The sequence below is a fragment of the Jatrophihabitans sp. genome (assembly GCF_051960575.1).
GTDB lineage: Bacteria > Actinomycetota > Actinomycetes > Mycobacteriales > Jatrophihabitantaceae > JBQCEE01.
On record NZ_JBQCEE010000093.1, the window covers coordinates 1 to 17,971 of the forward strand.

At 73.7% G+C, this 17,971-nt stretch carries 15 protein-coding genes; 4 read left to right on the forward strand and 11 right to left on the reverse strand.

Going from position 1 to position 17,971, the window contains the following annotated elements; all coding sequences use genetic code 11:
- Together ACTHMS_RS04725 and ACTHMS_RS04730 are read right to left on the reverse strand one after the other, a co-directional pair.
- On the reverse strand, window positions 1-838 hold an 838-nt coding region (locus ACTHMS_RS04725), incomplete at its 3' end, for an acyl-CoA dehydrogenase family protein (protein WP_440305516.1).
- Window positions 823-1,866, reverse strand: coding sequence for an acyl-CoA dehydrogenase family protein (locus tag ACTHMS_RS04730; RefSeq protein ID WP_440305517.1), 1,044 nt, complete (start codon window positions 1,864-1,866; stop codon window positions 823-825). The genes ACTHMS_RS04725 and ACTHMS_RS04730, both read right to left, overlap by 16 nt.
- 89 nt (window positions 1,867-1,955) lie before the next feature.
- On the opposite strand from ACTHMS_RS04730, the gene ACTHMS_RS04735 reads away from it, so the two are divergent.
- Window positions 1,956-2,828, forward strand: a complete 873-nt coding sequence (locus ACTHMS_RS04735) for an alpha/beta fold hydrolase (protein ID WP_440305518.1) — start codon at window positions 1,956-1,958, stop codon at window positions 2,826-2,828.
- On the opposite strand, the gene ACTHMS_RS04740 is transcribed toward ACTHMS_RS04735, so the two are convergent.
- Window positions 2,782-4,239, reverse strand: a complete 1,458-nt coding sequence (locus tag ACTHMS_RS04740; RefSeq protein ID WP_440305529.1) for a WS/DGAT/MGAT family O-acyltransferase — start codon at window positions 4,237-4,239, stop codon at window positions 2,782-2,784. The genes ACTHMS_RS04735 and ACTHMS_RS04740 overlap by 47 nt on opposite strands.
- Window positions 4,240-4,301: 62 nt before the next feature.
- On the opposite strand from ACTHMS_RS04740, the gene ACTHMS_RS04745 reads away from it, so the two are divergent.
- Complete coding sequence (locus tag ACTHMS_RS04745; protein ID WP_440305519.1) at window positions 4,302-5,582, forward strand: alpha/beta hydrolase fold domain-containing protein; 1,281 nt, start codon at window positions 4,302-4,304, stop codon at window positions 5,580-5,582.
- Window positions 5,583-5,688: 106 nt separating this feature from the next.
- Here ACTHMS_RS04745 and ACTHMS_RS04750 read toward each other — a convergent pair whose 3' ends face one another.
- Window positions 5,689-7,803 (reverse strand): acyl-CoA dehydrogenase family protein, encoded by a 2,115-nt coding sequence (locus ACTHMS_RS04750; protein WP_440305530.1) that lies wholly within the window; start codon window positions 7,801-7,803, stop codon window positions 5,689-5,691.
- 204 nt (window positions 7,804-8,007) lie between these two features.
- Between ACTHMS_RS04750 and kstR the strand changes: the two genes are divergently transcribed.
- Window positions 8,008-8,658, forward strand: coding sequence for a cholesterol catabolism transcriptional regulator KstR (gene kstR / locus ACTHMS_RS04755; RefSeq protein ID WP_440305520.1), 651 nt, complete (start codon window positions 8,008-8,010; stop codon window positions 8,656-8,658).
- A 6-nt stretch (window positions 8,659-8,664) separates the two neighbouring features.
- Here kstR and ACTHMS_RS04760 read toward each other — a convergent pair whose 3' ends face one another.
- From ACTHMS_RS04760 to ACTHMS_RS04775, 4 genes are read right to left on the reverse strand one after another with little or no spacing between them, the layout of a single operon-like run.
- Window positions 8,665-10,017, reverse strand: a complete 1,353-nt coding sequence (locus tag ACTHMS_RS04760) for an alpha/beta fold hydrolase (RefSeq protein ID WP_440305521.1) — start codon at window positions 10,015-10,017, stop codon at window positions 8,665-8,667.
- Window positions 10,014-10,502 carry a nucleotide exchange factor GrpE gene (grpE, locus tag ACTHMS_RS04765; RefSeq protein ID WP_440305522.1) on the reverse strand — a complete coding sequence of 163 codons (489 nt, stop codon included), beginning with the start codon at window positions 10,500-10,502 and terminating at the stop codon, window positions 10,014-10,016. The genes ACTHMS_RS04760 and grpE overlap by 4 nt, the downstream gene beginning before the upstream one ends.
- Complete coding sequence (locus ACTHMS_RS04770) at window positions 10,502-11,470, reverse strand: tetratricopeptide repeat protein (RefSeq protein ID WP_440305523.1); 969 nt, start codon at window positions 11,468-11,470, stop codon at window positions 10,502-10,504. The genes grpE and ACTHMS_RS04770 overlap by 1 nt, the downstream gene beginning before the upstream one ends.
- Window positions 11,471-11,474: 4 nt before the next feature.
- Window positions 11,475-13,067 (reverse strand): Hsp70 family protein, encoded by a 1,593-nt coding sequence (locus ACTHMS_RS04775; protein ID WP_440305524.1) that lies wholly within the window; start codon window positions 13,065-13,067, stop codon window positions 11,475-11,477.
- Window positions 13,068-13,105: 38 nt separating this feature from the next.
- Between ACTHMS_RS04775 and ACTHMS_RS04780 the strand changes: the two genes are divergently transcribed.
- The gene (locus ACTHMS_RS04780; protein WP_440305525.1) at window positions 13,106-14,671 is read left to right on the forward strand and encodes a hypothetical protein; all 1,566 of its coding nucleotides are present in this window, start codon (window positions 13,106-13,108) and stop codon (window positions 14,669-14,671) included.
- Window positions 14,672-14,701: 30 nt separating this feature from the next.
- Here ACTHMS_RS04780 and ACTHMS_RS04785 read toward each other — a convergent pair whose 3' ends face one another.
- The 3 genes from ACTHMS_RS04785 to ACTHMS_RS04795 form a co-directional block, all read right to left on the reverse strand.
- Window positions 14,702-15,529: an NAD(P)-dependent oxidoreductase gene (locus ACTHMS_RS04785; RefSeq protein WP_440305526.1), complete on the reverse strand. Its 828-nt coding sequence runs from the start codon at window positions 15,527-15,529 to the stop codon at window positions 14,702-14,704.
- Window positions 15,530-15,571: 42 nt separating this feature from the next.
- A complete protein-coding gene (locus ACTHMS_RS04790) occupies window positions 15,572-17,062 on the reverse strand; it encodes an MFS transporter (RefSeq protein ID WP_440305527.1) in 1,491 nt (496 codons plus the stop codon).
- A gap of 99 nt (window positions 17,063-17,161) precedes the next feature.
- A partial coding sequence (locus ACTHMS_RS04795; protein WP_440305528.1) for a proteasome accessory factor PafA2 family protein occupies window positions 17,162-17,971 on the reverse strand: 810 nt, incomplete at its 5' end.

A 17,971-nucleotide genomic window follows, 5' to 3' on the forward strand; every position in this document is an offset into this window, starting at 1 on the left:
TCTCGGCGAGCGCACGGCGCACGGCCGGCTCGTCGAGCACACCGTGCGTGGCGGCCCAGTCGTGCACGCGCTCGTACAAGCCGGCGATGCGTCCCGCTGGGCCGAGCATCACGCGCTCGTGGTTGAGCTGGGTGGTGATGAGCTTCCAGCCGGCGTTCTCGTCGCCGACCCGCATCGACACCGGCACCCGCACGTCGCTGTAGTAGGTGGTGTTGACGTGGTGCGCGCCGTCGGCGGTGATCGTCGGCGTCCACGAGAAGCCGGGGTCGCTCGTGTCGACGATGAGGATCGAGATGCCGCGGTGCCGCGATGCGTCCGGGTCGGTGCGCACGGCCAGCCAGACGTAGTCGGCGTCGTGGCCGCCGGTCGTGTAGACCTTCTGGCCGTTGACGACGTAGTGGTCGCCGTCACGCACGGCGGACGTGCGCAGGTTCGCGAGGTCGGTGCCCGCCTCGGGTTCGGTGTAGCCGATGGCGAAGTGCACCTCGCCACGCAGGATCGGCTCGAGGAAGCGTTGCTTCTGCTCCTCCGTGCCGTACTGCATCAGCGTGGGACCGACCGTCTGCAGCGTCACGTACGGCAGCGGGATGTCGCGCCGCGCCGCCTCGTTGACGAAGATCGTCTGCTCGACCGCACCGAAGCCGCGGCCGCCGTACTCGACCGGCCAGCCGACCCCGAGCCAGCCGTCGCGGCCCATCCGCTTGACCACTTCGCGGTAGGTCTCGCCGTGGCGGGTGGTGAGCATCTCGGCGGCCTCGTCGGGCCGCACGAGGCTGCCGAAGTACTCGCGCAGTTCGGCCTGCAACGCCTGTTGCGCCTCGGTCAGTTCGAGCTGCACGGCATCTCCCGGGCGGCGAGTGCGTCGAGTCGGTGCGTGGCACCGCCGACGAGACGGGCGAGATCCTTGCCGTGCGCGTAGAAGCGGTGCAGCGGGTAGGTGATGTCGACGCCGAGACCGCCGTGCAGGTGCTGGCAGGTCTGCAGCGCCGGCGGCACCTCGGCGGTGAGCCAATGCGCGGCGACGGCGAGGTCCTCGCCCGCGTCCAGATCTGCCGCGAGCCGCCACGACGCCGACAGCGCGGCGAGATGCATCGTGCGGGCGACGACGTAGACGTCCGCGGCCTGCTGCGCGACGGCTTGGAACGTCGCGAGCGGCTTGCCGAACTGGTGCCGCGTGCGCAGGTGGGCGGCGGTGAGGTCGAGCGCGCCGGCGATGACGCCGTCGGCCACGGCCGCAGCACCGGCCACCGCGTAGGCGTCGAAGCCCGCGGCGTCGAGGTCGAGCGCGTCGGCCGGCACGTCGGTGAACGTGACGCTGCACTCGGGCGCGCCGGTCGACGACGGCGTGCGGGTCAGGGCGACCCCTGCGGCGCTCCGGTCGACGACCACCACCCCTTGCGGCGTCGGCACGACGACCGCCGCGGCCTGCTCGGCGTACGGCACGCCGACTCCACGGCCGTTGAGCCGCCCGTCCGACCAGGTACATGAGCCGCGGACGACGCCGGTGAGCACTCGTCCGTCGGCGACTTCCGGCAGCCAGCGCTGCTGCACCTCGGCCGACGCGTGCCGCGCGAGCGGCAGCACGCCGAGCGACAGCGTGGCGAGTGCGGGCAGCGGCAAGGTCTGCCGGCCCACCACGGCGAGCACGAGCGCGATCTCGGCCGGGCCGTGGCCGCTGCCGCCACAGGCCTCGGGCAGCGCCAGCGCCAGCAGACCGGCCTGCGCGAGCGCCTTCCACGCGGTCTCGTCGTACCCCGCCGGGCCCCGCAACGCCTGTTGTGTGCGTGCGTGATCCGGATCGCTGCGCAGCAGCGTCGTTGCCAGCTCGGCGACCGCCTGCTGCGTATCGTCCAACGAGAAGTCCATCGTGTCCCCAGGATTCGACTAGAACGTGTTCTAGTATCCGGGCAACGCGATCGAACGGCAAGCGCCACAGGCAGACCCAGGGAGGCCGCATGGTCAGCTCACCGGGATGGGTCTGGCGTACCAGCGACCGGCTCATCGGCGTGCCCGCGCTGCCCGACTTCCCGCCCGGCGCGATGGTCGACCTGCCGGGGCGCGGCAGCACCTTCGTCACGGACACCGGCGGCGACAAGCCACCGCTGGTGCTGCTGCACGCGCTCGCCTGCACCGGGCTGCTGACGTGGTGGCCGGCCTTCGACGCGCTGCGCGCCGACCATCGCGTCATCACCTTCGACCAGCGCTGGCACGGCCGCGGCATCCGCTCGCACCGCTTCGACCTCGACGACCTCGCCGACGACGTCGCGGCGCTCGCCGACGTCCTCGGGATCGACCGCTTCGCCGTCGCCGGCTACTCGCTCGGCTCGCTGGTCGGGCAGCTCGTCGCGCACCGGCACGGTGAGCGGCTCACCGGCCTCGTGCTCGCCGCGAGCTCCACCCATTTCGGGATCGGGGGCCGGCGGCTGCAGGCCGGCTTCGACCGCGTCGCGGGCCTCGCCGCACAGGCCGCCGTCGGTGTCGAGATCGCCTCGGCCGCCGTCGCCGAGGCGAGCATCGACCCGACCCTGCAGGGACGCTGGGCGTGGCAGCAGTTCCGGTCGACGAGCGGGCGCGAGATCGCCGGCGCCGCGACGGTGATCGCCGGGTTCGACTCGCGGCCGTGGATCGGCACGGTCAGCACACCCACCGCGGTCGTGGTGACGCGGCGCGACCGGCTCATTCCCGCGTCTCGGCAGCGCGCGCTTGCCGCGCGCCTGCCGGACGCGACCGTCTACGAGGCGCCGAGCGGCCACGCCGGGGTCGTGCTGGCTGCCGCGCGGTTCACACCGGCGCTGCTGGCTGCGTGTGCGGCGCTGCCGACGTCGTGACGTCAGCGGGCGCCGTCGCGGTCTTCGCGCGGGCGGCGTCCACCAGCTCCTGCAACGCGGGCGCCATGTCGTCGGCGAGGCTCCAGAGGTCGGGCGCCTGCTCGCGGCAGGCGATGAGGCCGACGTCGACGTGCCCGTCGTAGCTGATCACGGTGATGTTGAGCCCGGCGCCGTGCAGGATCGGCCCGAACGGGTGGAAGTCGAGCACCTTCGCGCCGAGCAGGTAGATCGCCATCGGCGGGCCGGGCACGTTCGACACGACCAGGTTGTGGATCACCGGGTGCCGCTCGCTCATGCGCAGTGCGGCGTACATGCGCACGCCGAGACCGATGGTGGCGGCGGGCGCGAACTGCGCCCAGTCCTGCAGCATCGACGCGCTGATGGTGCCGTGGTGCTCCTTCGACACCTTCGTCTGCCCGGCGATCACGGCGAGCCGCTCGGCGGGGTCGGCGACGTCGGTGGCGAGCTTGGTGAACATGGACGAGACCTTGTTCGTGCCGCCGCCGCCCGTGCGGCCGTGCACCGACACCGGCACCGAGGCGAGCAGCGGCGCGTCGGGCAGCTCGCCGCGGTCGTCCAGGTAGCGGCGCAGCGCGCCGGCACAGAGGGCGAGCACGACGTCGTTCACCGTGCAGCCGAAGGCGCGTTTGATCTCCTTGACGTCCTCGAGTGACAGCCGCGCCCAGGCCGTCGTGCGGTGCCCGGTCACGGTGCCGTTGAACGACGTGCGCGGGGCGGTGAACGGGGCCGGCATGGCGCGTCCGCCCCGGGCCCGGTCGATCCAGCGCGGCAGGACCGAAAGCGTCCCGGGCAGGATCTTCGCCAGGTGCAGCGGGCGGCGCGCGATGTTGGCCAGGCCGTCGAGCACGATGGCGGCGTCGCTCGGTGGCGCCTGCACCGGCACCGGTTCGGCCGGCTTGATCGGCGGCTCGTCGGGGCCGAGGCTGCAGAGCTCGGCCACCAGGCTGGCGCCGCTGACGCCGTCGACCATCGCGTGGTGCATCTTGGTGAAGACACCGAGCCGGTCGTCGGGCAGGCCCTCGATGAACCAGAACTCCCAGAGCGGCTTGCTGCGGTCGAGCGGTTGGCCGGCGATGTCGTTGCAGACCGCGGCGACCTGCTCGCGCCCGCCGGGTGCGGCGGCGGTCGCGCGGCGCACGTGGTGCTCGATGTCGAAGTCGGGGTCGTCGATCCAGACCGGGTGGTCGAGGTTCAGCAGCGGATTGTGCAGCTTGCGGCGGAAGGACGGATTCGCGCCGAGCCGCGCGCCCATGCGGGCCCGGATGGATTCGAACTCGTAGCCGCCGGGGATGGTGGTCGCGTCGGGCATGAGCAGCCCGCACACGTGCATCAGGTGGGCGGACGTCTCGAAGTACAGGAAACTGGCGTCCAGTCCACTGAGGCGAGTCAGCTGACGGGTCATGGGCCTCATGGTAGAACGTGTTCTAGTTCCGGGCGAGTGGAGTTCTCAGTATGGATCACGACGCCCTGCGGCGCGCGGCGCGCTACGCCGTCGGACCGGTGCCCCGACGGCTCGTCCAGGCCGGGTTCGCGGCGAACGCGCTGAGGCCGGTGCCGGGAGCGCCCCTGTCGGTGGGCGCGATGTTCGCCGGCTGGCTCACCGCCGAGCTGGCCCCGCAGCTCGCGGCGGCCACCGCGATCGACACCGCGGTCGAACTGGTGCACCCGTCGACGCGTGGCCGCGACCGGGCCCTCGCGCTCGGCTCGTCGGCGTTCAGCCTGGCCGCGTACGGGTGGATGATCCGCACCGCGCTCAAGGCGGGTGACGAGGTCGACGCGGCACTGCGCAACGCCCTCGGCACCGGCTACCGCGACCTCATCGCCCGCGAGCCGCGGCCGGACGACCCGCTGTCGTGGCGCGATCTGGCCCGCTTCCGCGTCCGCCGCCCTGACGTCACCCGCGTGCGCCGGCTCGCCTACGCGCCCGGCGGCAAGCGCTACGAGCTCGACGTCTTCCACCACGCCGACAAGCCCGCCGGACGCCCCGTGCTGCTGCAGGTGCACGGCGGCGGCTGGGTGATCGGCAACAAGGAGGAGCAGGGCCAGCCGCTGATGAACCACATGGCCGCGCGCGGCTGGGTCGGCGTGGCGGTGAACTATCCCCTGTCCCCCAAGGCGCGATGGCCCGAGCACCTCGTCGCGCTGAAGCGGGCGGTGGCGTGGATCCGTGAGCATGCCGCCGAGTACGGCGGCGACCCGTCGTTCATCGCGGTGACCGGTGGCTCGGCCGGTGGTCACCTCGCCGCGATGCTCGCCCTCACCGGCGGGGACGAGACGCTGCAGCCCGGCTTCGAGGACGTCGACACCACGCTGCAGGCCTGCATCCCGCACTACGGCGTCTACGACTTCACCGACGAGAGCGGCGCGAAGTTCACCCGGCAGCGGCTCGACTCGCTGATCCGGCCGATCGTGATGCCGCGCGGGGCGCGGTATCCGGAGGACTACCGGGCGGCGTCGCCGGTGTTCCGCGTGCGCGAGGACGCTCCCCCGTTCCTGGTCATCCACGGCCGCAACGACACGCTCGTGCCGGTGGACGACGCGCGTTGGTTCGTCGACAAGCTGCGCGCCGTGTCGAAGAACCCGGTGGCGTACGCGGAGCTCCCCGGCACGCAGCACGCGTTCGACGTCTTCCCGTCGATCCGCAGCGCGTACGTCCTGCGCGGCGTCGAGTACTTCCTCGAGTGGTGCCTCAAGACCCACGGCGCCGCCCGCTCGTCCGACGCCGCCGGTTGACCCGCGCAAGCGCCGACTTTGCGCCGCCAACTGATCGGTTCGAGCGCTGCAACCGACAGCTGGCGGCGCAAAGGCGGGCTGACGGCCCGGGTCGGTGGCGACTCGGTCAGCGGGGTAGGCCGAGGAGGCGTTCGCCGACGAGCGAGAGCAGCACCTGCGTCGTGCCGCCGGCGATGGACAGGCAGCGGGTCACCAGCATCTCGTCCGACACCTCGCTGCGGACGAGCCCGTCGGCGGCCGACAGCTCGAGGGCGAGTTCGGCGAGCGTCTGCCGGTGGGTGACGCCGACGAGCTTGCGCACGCTGCTCTCGGCGCCCGGCGACCGCCCGGCGAGGCTGGCGAGGGCGCTGCGCAGGTCGAGCAGCGAGCCGGCGAGCCCGTTCGCGATCACGCCGCCCAGGCGGTCGGCCACGGCGCCGTCGGCGAGCAGGCCGTCCGACGCCGCGCGCGCCACGAGCCGCTCGAGGTCCTCGCCGAGCGACGAGCCGCCGCCGATCGCGACCCGTTCGTGGGCCAGCGTCGTGCGGGCGAGCCGCCAGCCGTCGCCCGGCTGCCCGACCAGCAGGTCGTCCGGCACGAAGACGTCGTCGAGCCAGACCTCGTTGAACCGCGGCTCGCCCACGATCTCGCGCAGCGGACGGATGTCGACGCCCTCGGCGCGCATGTCGACGAGGAAGTACGAGATCCCCTTGTGCTTCGGGGCGTCCGGGTCGGTGCGGGCGAGGCAGATGCCGTAGTCGGCGCGGTGGGCGAGCGACGTCCAGACCTTCTGGCCGGTGAGCCGCCAGCCGCCGTCGACCTTGACCGCGCGGGTGCGCAGGGCGGCGAGATCCGACCCGGCCTCCGGCTCGCTGAACAGCTGGCACCACGTCAGCTCGCCGAGCAGGGTCGGCCGCACGAACCGTTCGCGCTGCGCGTCGGTGCCGTGCTCGATGATCGTCGGCACGGCCCAGCCGGCGATCACCAGATCCGGACGCGCGACGCCGACGCGGTCGAGCTCCTGGTCGATCAACAGCTGGTGGGCCGCGTCCGCCCCGAGGCCGTACGGCGGTGACCAGTGCGGCACGAGCCACGCCGATTCGACCAGGGCCGCACGGCGCTCCGACTCCGGCAGGGACGCGACCCGCTCGGCCTCGGCCCGCACCTGCGCACGCTGCGTCTCCGCCGCGCCCAGCTCGATGCGCAGCTCCCTTCGCGCGCCGGCCGCGGTGAGGCGCGCGACGCGCTGCCGCCAGACCGACCCGCCGCCGAGCCACTGCCGCAACGCCAGCGCGCGTCGCAGGTACAGGTGGGCGTCGTGCTCCCAGGTGAAGCCGATGCCGCCGAGCACCTGGATGGCGTCCTTCGCCACGTCGACACCGGCGTCGAGCGCGAGCGCACCGGCGACCGCAGCGCTGACCGCGTGCCCGTTATCGCCGACCGAGCTCGCGGCGTCCCACGCCACCACCGACGCCACCTCGGCACGACAGGCCATCTGTGCGCAGAGGTGCTTCACCGCCTGGAAGCGGCCGATCACCTCGCCGAACTGCTGCCGCACCTTCGCGTACTCGACCGCCACCCGCAGCGCCTGTGACGCCACGCCGGACGCCTCGGCGGCGGCCAGCGTCACGGCGAGGTCGCGAACCCGCTCGTGGGGCACGCTGAGCACCCGGGCCGGGACCCGGTCGAGGTGCACCTCGGCGAGCGGTCGGCTGAGGTCGACGGCATCGAGGTCGAGCAGCTTCACGCCCGCCGCCTCGGTCGGGACGACCGCCCAGTCGTCGCCGTCCAGGGGCAGGAGCAGCAATCCGTCGGCCGCGGCCCCGAGCACCCGACGCACCCGACCCCGCACGACCACGCCGTCGGCGGCCGGCTCCGCCACGAGCTCGGACCCGTCCAGCGCGACGCCCACCGGCGTCCCCTCGGCCACGAGCGCCGCAGCCGGGTCACCGGCCGCAGCGAACACCAGGCCGGCCAGGGCGGTCGTGAGCACCGGACCTGGCGCGAGCTCGGCGGCGGTCGCCTCGAGCAGCACGGCGAGCGCCGTCACGGGCAGGCCGCCACCGCCGATCGACTCGGGCAGTGCCGCACCGACGACCCCGAGCCCGACCAGTTCAGCCCACACCTCGCGCCGGCGCTCGGCGCCGTCGGCCTGGGCGTGCACCAGCGCGGTGGGCTGCCGTCGCCTCGCCCAGCCGCGGACGGCATCGACGAGGGCTCGCTCGTCGTCGGTCGTGGCCATCGACACCTGCGGCTCCTCACCGGACGGGCTGGTTGCCCGGTCCACGATCAGGAGCGCATACTAGAACACGTTCTACTACTGTGACGAGCGTGGCTGCGGCGTCCGACCCGGACGACGCGGTAGGAAACCACGATGGAACACGTTCCTGTCAGGGTAGGACGATCACGACGGCCGGACGGCCAGGACACGGACGAGGACGCGAGCATGACGACAGCACCTGCGGTGCCCCCCACCCCGGCGGGGCTGCCGGGCACCGAGGCGACGGCGGGGTCGTCGGCGCAGCGCGACCGGCGCAAGCGCATCCTCGACGCCACCCTGGCCCTCGCGTCCAAGGGCGGCTACGAGGCCGTGCAGATGCGCGCGGTGGCCGATCGCGCCGACGTCGCGCTCGGCACGCTCTACCGCTACTTCCCCTCGAAGATCCACCTGCTGGTGTCCGCGATGGCGCGCGAGCTGTCGCGGCTGCAGGAGCGCACGCAGCGCACGATGGTGCCCGGCGAGACGCCCTACGACCGGTTGATGTTCATCCTCGGCCGCATCACCAAGGGCATGCAGCGCGATCCCCAGCTCACCGAGGCGATGACCCGCGCGTTCATGTTCGCGGACGCGTCGGCCGCCGCCGAGGTCGACACCGTCGGCCGGCTGACCGACCACATGATCGCCCGGGCCATGACCGACGGCGAGCCGACCGAGGAGCAGCTCGCGATCGCCCGCGTCATCAGCGACGTCTGGATGTCGAACCTGGTCGCCTGGGTCACCCGGCGCGCGTCGGCCACCGACGTCGCCGCCCGGCTCGAGCTCACCATCAGCCTGCTGCTCGGGCACAAGAACGGCTCGGACGCCTTCTCGGCCTGAGGCCCGCTACCCCTCGTCCGACGGCGGGCGTGGACGTGGCTTCTGCAGCAGGTCGGGCAGCACGACCGGTGCGGCCAGCAGGCCGTCACCCTCGGGCCGCGCGGTGCGCAGCAACCCCGCCTCGGCCGGCGCCGCGCTGAGCAACCCGGCCGTCTCACCGCGCACCAGCTCGGCCTCCGCCAGGGTCCGCGCGCGGGGTCTCGCCGAGGGAGCAGGCCGCGCAGGCATCGCGACATCGCCGCCCGTCACCGCCGTCAGCATCGCGCGCAGCTGCTGGGTCACGACATCCGGGCGCTCGACGGGCGCCGCATGGCCGCAGTCGGCGATGCGCACGATCCGCGCGCCTGGCACGCTCGCCCGCAGCGCGGCCTGGGCGGCGACCGGCACGAACCGGTCGGCGCCGGGCACCACGGCGACGACCGGGCGTCGGCTCAACGAGAGCGCGCCCGACCGCTCGTCGTGCTCGAGGGCGGCGAGCAGGAAGTCCGCCGCCGTCGCCGGACGCACCGACGACGAGGCGGCGACGACGTCGCGCACGACCTCGGGCGCCACGCCTTTGTGCCCGGCGAGACGGCGCGCGGCGATCCGCTGCACCGGGAACGCCCAGCGACCGGTGCCCGGCAGCCTCCCGAGCAGCGCCAACAGCGCGGGGTACCAGCGGCGGGCGGGCGCGCCGGACGCCCCGACGCCCAGCCGGTCACGCAGCGGACCGGTGGCGGCACCGACGAGCACCGTGCCGGCGACCCGGTCGGCGAAGCGCTCCGGGTGCCGGGTGGCGTAGGTCTGCACCGCCATCGCCCCCAGGCCGTGCCCGACAAGCACCACCCGGCCGCTGGGCACACGCGCGGCGAGCACGGCGTCGAGGTCGTCGGCCAGCACCGCCGCGCGCGACCCCTCGCCGCCGAGCGGCGCCGCGGCCGACAGCCCGTGGCCGCGCTGGTCGTACAGCACCACCCGCTGCCCAGCCGTCACCAGCGCCGCCCGCTGGGCACGCCACGAGGTGAGGTCGAGCAGCAGGTCGTGCACGAACACGACGGTGACGAGGGCGTCGTCGGGCCCGTCGGCCTCGCTGTGCAGCACCGCGCCGTCCGGCGTGGGCACGGGTTCGATCGCCCCGCCGCGCGCGTCGTCACGCCGCCCCCCGCGCCAGCGGCGGCCCTGCACCACCGTGAGCGCCACCAGCGCGTGCACGACGACGACCACCACACCGACCGCCGTCACCGCCGCGGTCGCCCGGCCGGACGACCCGGCGCCCACGACCACCCCGGCCACGACCGCGACGACGACCAGGACCGCGGCGACCAGCAGCGCCGCGACCTCACCGGTGTGCGGCACCGGCCGCGCCGTGCGCTCGCTCACGACGCGGCCCCGTCGGCGGCGACGACGACCCGCGCCGGACGCACCAGGCGGCCCTCGAGCCGATAGCCCGCCCGCACCGTCCGCACGATCGCGCCGGCCGGGTTCGCCCCGTCCGCGGCGACCGTCTCGGCCACCTCGTCCAGGGCCGGGTCGAACCGCTCGTGGGGCTCGATCGGGCGCACCCCGCGCCGCTCGAGGATCTCGAGCAGTTCGGTGCGCACGCTGGCGAGGTCGTCGCCGGCGGCGTCCATGGCGTCGATGCGGTCGACGACGAGCAGCAGCTCGGCGGCGAGCGGGGCGAGCAGTTCACGTGCCAGCGCGCCGTTGGCCTGGTCGAGTTGCTCCTGCAGCGCGTCGAGCATGCGGGTCTTCGCCCGGTCGTCGAGCAGCCTGCGCGAGAACAGGTCGCGCAGCTGCGTCACCTCCTCGCCGAGCCGGGCGACCTGGTCGGCGAGGTCGCCCTCGGTGGCGGGTCGGATGCGCATCACAGCCCCTTCTGCACCACGTCGTCCGACCGCGCCGCCGCCTTCCAAGCGGGCACACGGTGCACGACCACGAACACCACCGCCAGCGCGGCGGGCACGAACCACAGCCAGGCCGACGTCAGCGCCGCGGTGACGCAGACGACGAGGAAGCAGGCCGCCCAGACGGCAACGTCGTGGGTCCACCACACCCGCCGCGCCGCGGCCTCCGCCGCAGCGAGGTCGGCGGCGATCGCCGCCCGCAGCGCCTCGTCCCGTGTGAGCATGGCGGCGCGGGTGCAGAGCTCGTGCACCACCTCGAGCTGCGCCGGCGAGGTGATCACCCGGCGGCCGTCGGCCGCCACCGAGAGCTCGGCCTGCGCGCTCGACCGCAGCGCCACCGCGAGCAGTTCGGTGTAGGCGGGCTCGTTGGGGCGCGCCGCGACCACCGCCTCGAGCAGTTCGAGGGCACGGCCGGTCTCACCCAGGTGCAGCAACGCGTTCGCCGCGCCCGCCCGGTACCGCACCTCGTCGGGACGGGCACCGGCCGCGGCCTGGTACTCCCCCAGCGCCGACGCCCAGTCGCCGGCGCGGGCGTGGGCGTCGCCGCGTGCCGCGTGGGCCGCTGCCGACTCGACGCCGGCCGGTACCGACGCCGCAGCCGCCGGCGTGACCGGTAGGACCGCGCGGGGCCCGGGGCGCGGCCGGGGCCGAGGGCGCGGCGCCGCGGGGGGTTGCGCCCGGCGCGCGCGCTCGTCGTCGTACGCCTGCCGTGCCTCGTCGTCGAGCAGCACGCGCTCGGCCTCGGCCAGCCGCCGGATGCGCTCCTCGGCCTGGCCGCGCACGGACGGGTCGGCCAACCCGGCCCGGCGGCTCCAGGTGCGCCGCTGCCGCCGGATCGCCTCGGCGATCTGCTCGTCCGTCGCGTCCGGTGTCACCTCGAGCAGCCCGTAGAGGTCCACCCACGCGGCGGGTGCCGGGGCGCCCGACACCGGCTCAACCGACACTAGACCGACCGGCACCGGGGCCCCCGACACCCAACCGTCCGTCGGCGTCGCCGGCCGACGGCGGTGGTGGCGCCGAGACGTCGTCGTAGTCGATCTCGAAGTGGCCGATCAGCTGCCCGGTGGCCAGATCGGTGATCTCGATCGAGACGGTCTGGTCGATGTCGTAGGCGAAGGCCACCTGGATCGGCGCGCCGGCCGGGTACGGCGGCAGCGGGAACGCCTGGCCGCGCGGCGGCCCCAGCCGTCGCACGAACGCCGGGTCGGTCTCGTCACACTGCGTGACGGCGATGCGCACCTCGCGCTGGCCGTCGACGGCGGTCGTGAACGTCTCCGCGTGCCGCGCCGGCACGGGGCTGTTGCGCGGGATCAGGACGACGTTCTGCGGCCGCCCGTCGTCACCGAGGGCGATCGTGCCGAGGCCGTGCGAGGTCACGTCCCGGATCGTCACCGCACGCCCGCCCACGGTCACCGGCGGCGCCGGGCGGCCAGCCGCGGTCGTCGCGGTGCGGCGCCGCTCGGCCGTCTCGAGCCCGGCGCGGATCGCCGCGCCCAGAGCGACCAGTTCGTCCGGGTTGCCGACGCGCATCGCGGCGCGGCCGGTCACCTGCTCGAGCATGCGGCGGATCATCGGCATGCGTGTCGCGCCGCCGGCGAGCAGCACGCCGTCGACCTGCCGCCACGACAGACCGACGTCCTCGGCCACCGACACGGTGAGGTCACGCGTCTGGTTCACCAGGTCGGCGCTCGCCTGCTCGAACGCGGCCCGGGTCACCGGCACGACGGCCGACACACCGGCCGCGCTGAGCGCCACGCGCGTCTGCGGCGCCTGCGTCAGCGCCCGCTTCGCGAGCTCGGCGCGCTCGCGCAGGTCGGCCGCACGGCCGGGGTCGGCGGTGAGGTCGGGGCCGCCCTGTGCCATGAACTGCCGGTTCAGCAGCGACACCAGGCGCTCGTCCCAGTCGACGCCGCCGAGCTCGTGCAGACCGTCGGTGGCGAGCACCTCGAACTCATCGCCGTTGATGCGCAGCACCGTCACGTCGAACGTCCCGCCGCCGAGGTCGAACACCACGTAGGTGCCGCGCACCTCGGTGTCGAGCCCGAACGCCAGCGCGGCCGCGGTGGGCTCGTTGATCACGCGCAGCACGTCGAGGCCGGCCAGCGCACCGGCGTCGCGCGTGGCCCGACGGCGCACGTCGTCGAAGTAGGCCGGCACGGTGATCACGGCCTCGGTGACCGCGACGCCGAGGTGCTCCTCGGCGTCGTCCTTGAGCTGTCGCAGGATGATCGCCGAGATCTGTTCGGCCGACAGCTCCTGGCCGGACGAGGCACGGAAGCGCCAGGCCGGGTCGCCGAGCTGCCGTTTCACGAACTGGGCGACGTCGTCGGGTGCCGTCGGCGCGGCGCGCTTCGCGGTGGCGCCGACCAGGGAGGTGCCGTCGGCGTTGAACAGCACGACCGACGGCGTGATGCGGTCGCCCTCGCGATTGGGCAGGAGCTGCGGCTTGCCGGCACGGTCGAGCGCAGCCACCGCCGAGTACGTCGTACCGAGGTCGATGCCGACGACCGCCGAGCGCGCGTCCATGAAGGCGAAGACTAACCGTTGATGGAACAATCCGGCCCATGCCCTCGGCACCCGGATCCCGTGTCCGCCACTGGCGCTCGTACGCCCTGTCGCTGCTCGTGGTCGCGGTCGCCGTCGCCGTCGCCCTGGGTGCCTGGGCGCTCACCGACCGTCGCGTCACCGCGTCGGCGCGACTGGTGCTGACGACACCGACCTCGCTCGACCAGCTCGGCACGTCGGCGGTCACCGACTCGGTGTTCGCCCGCTACGCCAAGCAGCGCGCGGTGTTCGCGACCTCCGACTCCGCGCTCGCCGCGGTGTCCGCGCAGGTGGGTGTCAGCCTCAACGACCTGCGCGACGAGGTGACCGTCGACCCTGCCGGCGGCGGCGCGGTGCTGCTGATCTCGGCGAAGGCGAAGTCGGCCGAGCTCGCGGTGCAGATCGCCAACGCCGTGCTCGCCGTGTACCAGCAGCAGTCGCTGCAGCAGGCGCAGCAGCGCACCGCCGCGGTGATCGCGATCATCAACGACGACAAGGCCGCCGCCCTGAAGGGCAGCAGCACCCTGTCGCCGGCCGATCAGGCGCGGATCGGCGGCGGCTACGACAACCAGATCCTGTCGGCGCAGATCGCGCAGGCGAAGTTCGGCGACGGTGTCACGCTGGCCGACCAGGCGAGCGTCGACAACGTCGACCAGCCGTCGGGCCCCTGGCTCGCGCTGGGCATCGGCCTGGTGGTCGGCCTGGTGCTCGCCGGGCTGCTCGTCTGGCTGCGGGGCCGCCGTGACCACGGCATCTGGTCGGCCCACCGCGCCGGCGACCTGATCGAGGCACCGCTGTTCGGCGAGGTACCGCCGTCGCGCACCGACCCGCTCGACCCCTTCGAGGCACCTGCGCCGGCGTACAGCTCGGTGTGGGCGGGCGCGCAGGAGCGGATCAGCGGCGGTGTCGTGCTCGTGACCGGGCCGGGCCGGTCGATCGGCCGCACCAGCATCGCGCTGCAACTGGCCGCCGCCGCGGGCCAGGACGGCCACCACGTGCTGCTCGTCGACGCCACCCGGTCGCGCTCGCTGTCCGAGTGCTTCGACCTGCACGACGTCCCGACCGGGTTCGAGACGCTGGTCGCCGGCGGCGTGACGCTGGCGCGGACGACGTTCCAGGTGATCGTCGGTGACAGCGGCACCGCCTGGATCATCCCGGCCGGCGAGGCGGCCGCGCTGCCGCTCGGCACCCACCGCGGTCAGGCGACCGCGCGCGTGATCGAGGAGCTGCGCACGCGGTTCGACCTGATCATCATCGACACCGAGGACGAGCTCGAGTCGCCGGTTACGACGGCGCTGAGCAAGTCGTCCGACCACGTCCTGCTGGTGGTGCGGGTCGGCACCGACGCCGAACGGGTCGAGCTCTTCCTGCGGCGGCTCAACCTGCACGGGTTGCAGCCGGACGGCTTCGTGTTCACGCATGCCGGCAGGGGCCGGCGCACGGCGCGCTCGTCCGCGCCGGAGGACGACGAGATCGGCAGCCCGCTGGAGCGGATCACCGAGAACGCGCGGTCCGGCTCGAACGGCAGGTCGGACCCGGGCGACCGCTCCGACGCCCGGACGGACTCGGCCGCGTCGACGACCTGACCGGCGTCGATCGCGGCGTCGGTCGCGGCGTCAGCCGCGCTCGGCCGACCGGATCGGGTCGACCACCGCGCTCACGTCGAGGTCGTCGTCGGCGCCCGCGTAGGCCGTCTCGACGCAGCGGGTGAGGTCGGTGCGGCCGAAGACGTCGCCGAACAGGCCGAGGTCCTTGCGGCCGAGTGCCACCGTGAAGGCCGGGTCGTGGTCTGACCCCAGCAGCTTCGGGATGCGCACGGCGATGCCCGGCGCCACCACGGGCAGCTGTCCGAGCACGTCCTGCAGGGTCTCGTCCGACAGCCCGATCTGCTGGGCGGCGGCGATCGCGTCGGCGAGCACGGCGAGGTTGCCGAGCATCACGTAGTTGTTCAGCAGCTTCACCTGCGCCGCGGCGGACACCTCGGTGCCGACGCGCAACCGGGTCGCGGTCACGGCGTCGAGCACGGGGGTCAGCCGCTCGAACACGTCGTCGGGCCCTGCCAGGATCCAGGTCGCCTTCCCGTCGCGCAGCGCCGGCGGGGCGCCGGCGATCGGTCCGGCGGCGAAGCGTCCGGGATACGCGCGCGCCAGGTCGTCGGCCAGGGCGGGCGAGATGGTGCTGCAGTCGACCACGACGCCGTCGGTGGGCAGCGCCGCGCCGTCGGGCAGCAGCACCGACCGCACCGCGTCGTCGCCGGTGAGCGAGCTGAACACGACCTCGGCGTCGGCGACCGCAGCCTCGACCGAGTCGGCCTCGTGCGCACCGGCGTCGACCAGATCACCGGCCTTCCCCGACGAGCGGTTCCAGACGGTGAGGTCGTGGTCGGTGAGACGCGAGGCGAGGGCCGCGCCCATGCGGCCGAGGCCGAGGACGGTGACGCGCATCGGGAGACTCCGTTCCGGTGGTAGGTCGTGCGTGTTCGGTGGTCAGTGCGCCGCGGCGGGCTGGCGCTCGGCGGCGGGATGCTCGGCCTCGTCGTGGTGGGTGCGCCGGTCGACGACGACGTCGAGCGCCGCCGCGACGAGCGCGGCGACCACGAAGATCAGCGCGATGAGGATGCCGCGCTGATAGGCGTCGGCGAAGTCACCGCGGCTGGACGCGAGGGCGGAGAAGAACGCCGACCCGACGGCGGCGATCCCGACGGCGGCGCCGATGCGCTGGCCGGTCTGCAACAGCCCACCCGCGGTGCCGGCGCGGCGCACGGGCACCTCGGACAGGGTGAGCGCCTGGTTCGGGGCGATCACGATGCCGCTGCCGATGCCGGCCAGCAGCAACGGCGCGAGCGTCGCCCAGCCGGTGTTGTGCGTGGGCGCGAGGTGCACGGCGAGCAGGGTGAGGGCGAAGCCGCCCGCGACCAGCAGGAGCCCGGCCGCGATGAGCGACCGGCCGAAGCGGTGCACGTGCTTGCCGGCGAGCGCGGCCGATGCCGCCGAGCCGATCGCGAACGGGGTGATGGCGAGACCCGCCTGCAGGGCGTCGTAGTGCAGGCCGTCCTGCAGGTACAGGGTGAAGACGAAGAACAGGGGCGTGAACCCGGCGAAGTACAGGGTGATCATCGCCGAGCCGAACGAGTACGAGCGCAGCGAGAAGAGGCCGAGCTCGACGACGGGTTCCCTCTCGCGTCGCGCGTAGCGCCGTTCCCAGAGCAGGAACGCCGCGAAGAGCGCGGCGGCGACGGGGATCAGCAGCCACTTGCCGCTGCCCTTCCACTGCTGCTCCTGGACGAGGGGCAGCAGCAGCACCACGACACCGGCACCGAGCAGCACGACGCCGATGGGGTCGAAGTCGTGCTTGTGCTTGTGACCGCGCTCGGGCTTCGGCAGCAGCTTCCACGCGATGGGCATGGCGATCAGCCCGATCGGCAGGTTCACGAAGAACACCCACCGCCACCCGGACGTGTCGCCGAAGACCTTGATGAGGACGCCGCCGAGCAGCGGGCCGACGGCCGTCGAGATGCCGACGACCGTGCCGAACAACCCGAAGGCCTTCCCCCGCTCGGGGCCCTGGAACAGCTGCTGGATCAGGGCGCTGATCTGCGGCGTGAGCAGGCCGCCGGCGAGGCCCTGCAGCAGCCGCGCGATCACCAGCCAGGTGCTGTTCTGCGCCGCGCCGCAGAGCACGCTCGCCGCGGTGAACAGGCCGAGGGCGAGGACGAACACGGTGCGCCGCCCGCGCAGGTCGCCGAGCCGGCCGGCCGGCACCAGCAGCAGGCCGAAGGTGAGGGCGTAGCCGCTGACCACCCACTGCAGGTCGCTCGACCCCGCGTGCAGGCCGGCGTCGATCGACGGCAGGGCCACGTTCACGATCGAGACGTCGAGCAGCACCATGAAGCCGCCGACCAGGCAGATCGCCAACGCCTTCCACCGCGCCGGATCCGGCTGTTGCTCCTGCTGCTGTTGCTCCTTCAGCTCGGTCATCGAGCTCCTTCCGCCAGAAGGCGGAGTACCCCGGATCGTGAGCCCGGCAAACGATCGGCCGGAGAGAACCTGCGCACAACCTGCGCAGGCTGTTGTCCGTCAGCGGTTGCCGGCGAGCGCCTCGATGAGGTCGGCGGCGGTGGCCGAGCGGTCGAGCAGGGCACCGACGTGGGTGCGGGTGCCGCGCAGCGGCTCGAGCATCGGCACGCGCACCAGCGACTCGCGTCCGACGTCGAAGATCACCGAGTCCCACGAGGCGGCGGCCACGGACGTGCCGTACCGGCGCAGGCACTCGCCGCGGAAGTACGCGCGGGTGTCCTCGGGCGGGGTGTCGACGGCGCTGGCGATGTCGGCCGGGTCGAGCAGGGTCTGCATCGCACCGCGCGAGACGAGCCGGTGGTACAGCCCCTTCTCGGGACGCACGTCGCTGTACTGCAGGTCGACCAGCTGCAGGCGCGAGTCGTCCCAGTCGAGACCGTCGCGGTCGCGGTAGCCGTTCAGCAGCCGCAGCTTGGCCACCCAGTCGAGCTCGGTCGCGAGCTGCATCGGGTCGTCGGCGAGCCGCGCCAGCACCGACTCCCAGCGCTCGAGCACGTCCTTGGTCTGCTCGTCGACGTCGTTGCCCTGCCGCTCGGCGACGAACTTCGCGGCGCGCTGCAGGTACTCGCCCTGCAGGTCGAGCGCGGTGATGGTGCGGCCGTCGGCGAGCTTGATCAGGTGCTGCAGGGTCGGGTCGTGCGAGACCTCGTGCAGCTCGCGCACCGGCTGCGCGATGGCGAGGTCGTCGGCGAGGAAGTCGGCCTCGATCATGTCGAGCACGAGCGCGGTGGTGCCGACCTTCAGGTAGGTCGAGATCTCGGACAGGTTGGCGTCGCCGATGATCACGTGCAGCCGGCGGTAGCGGTCGGC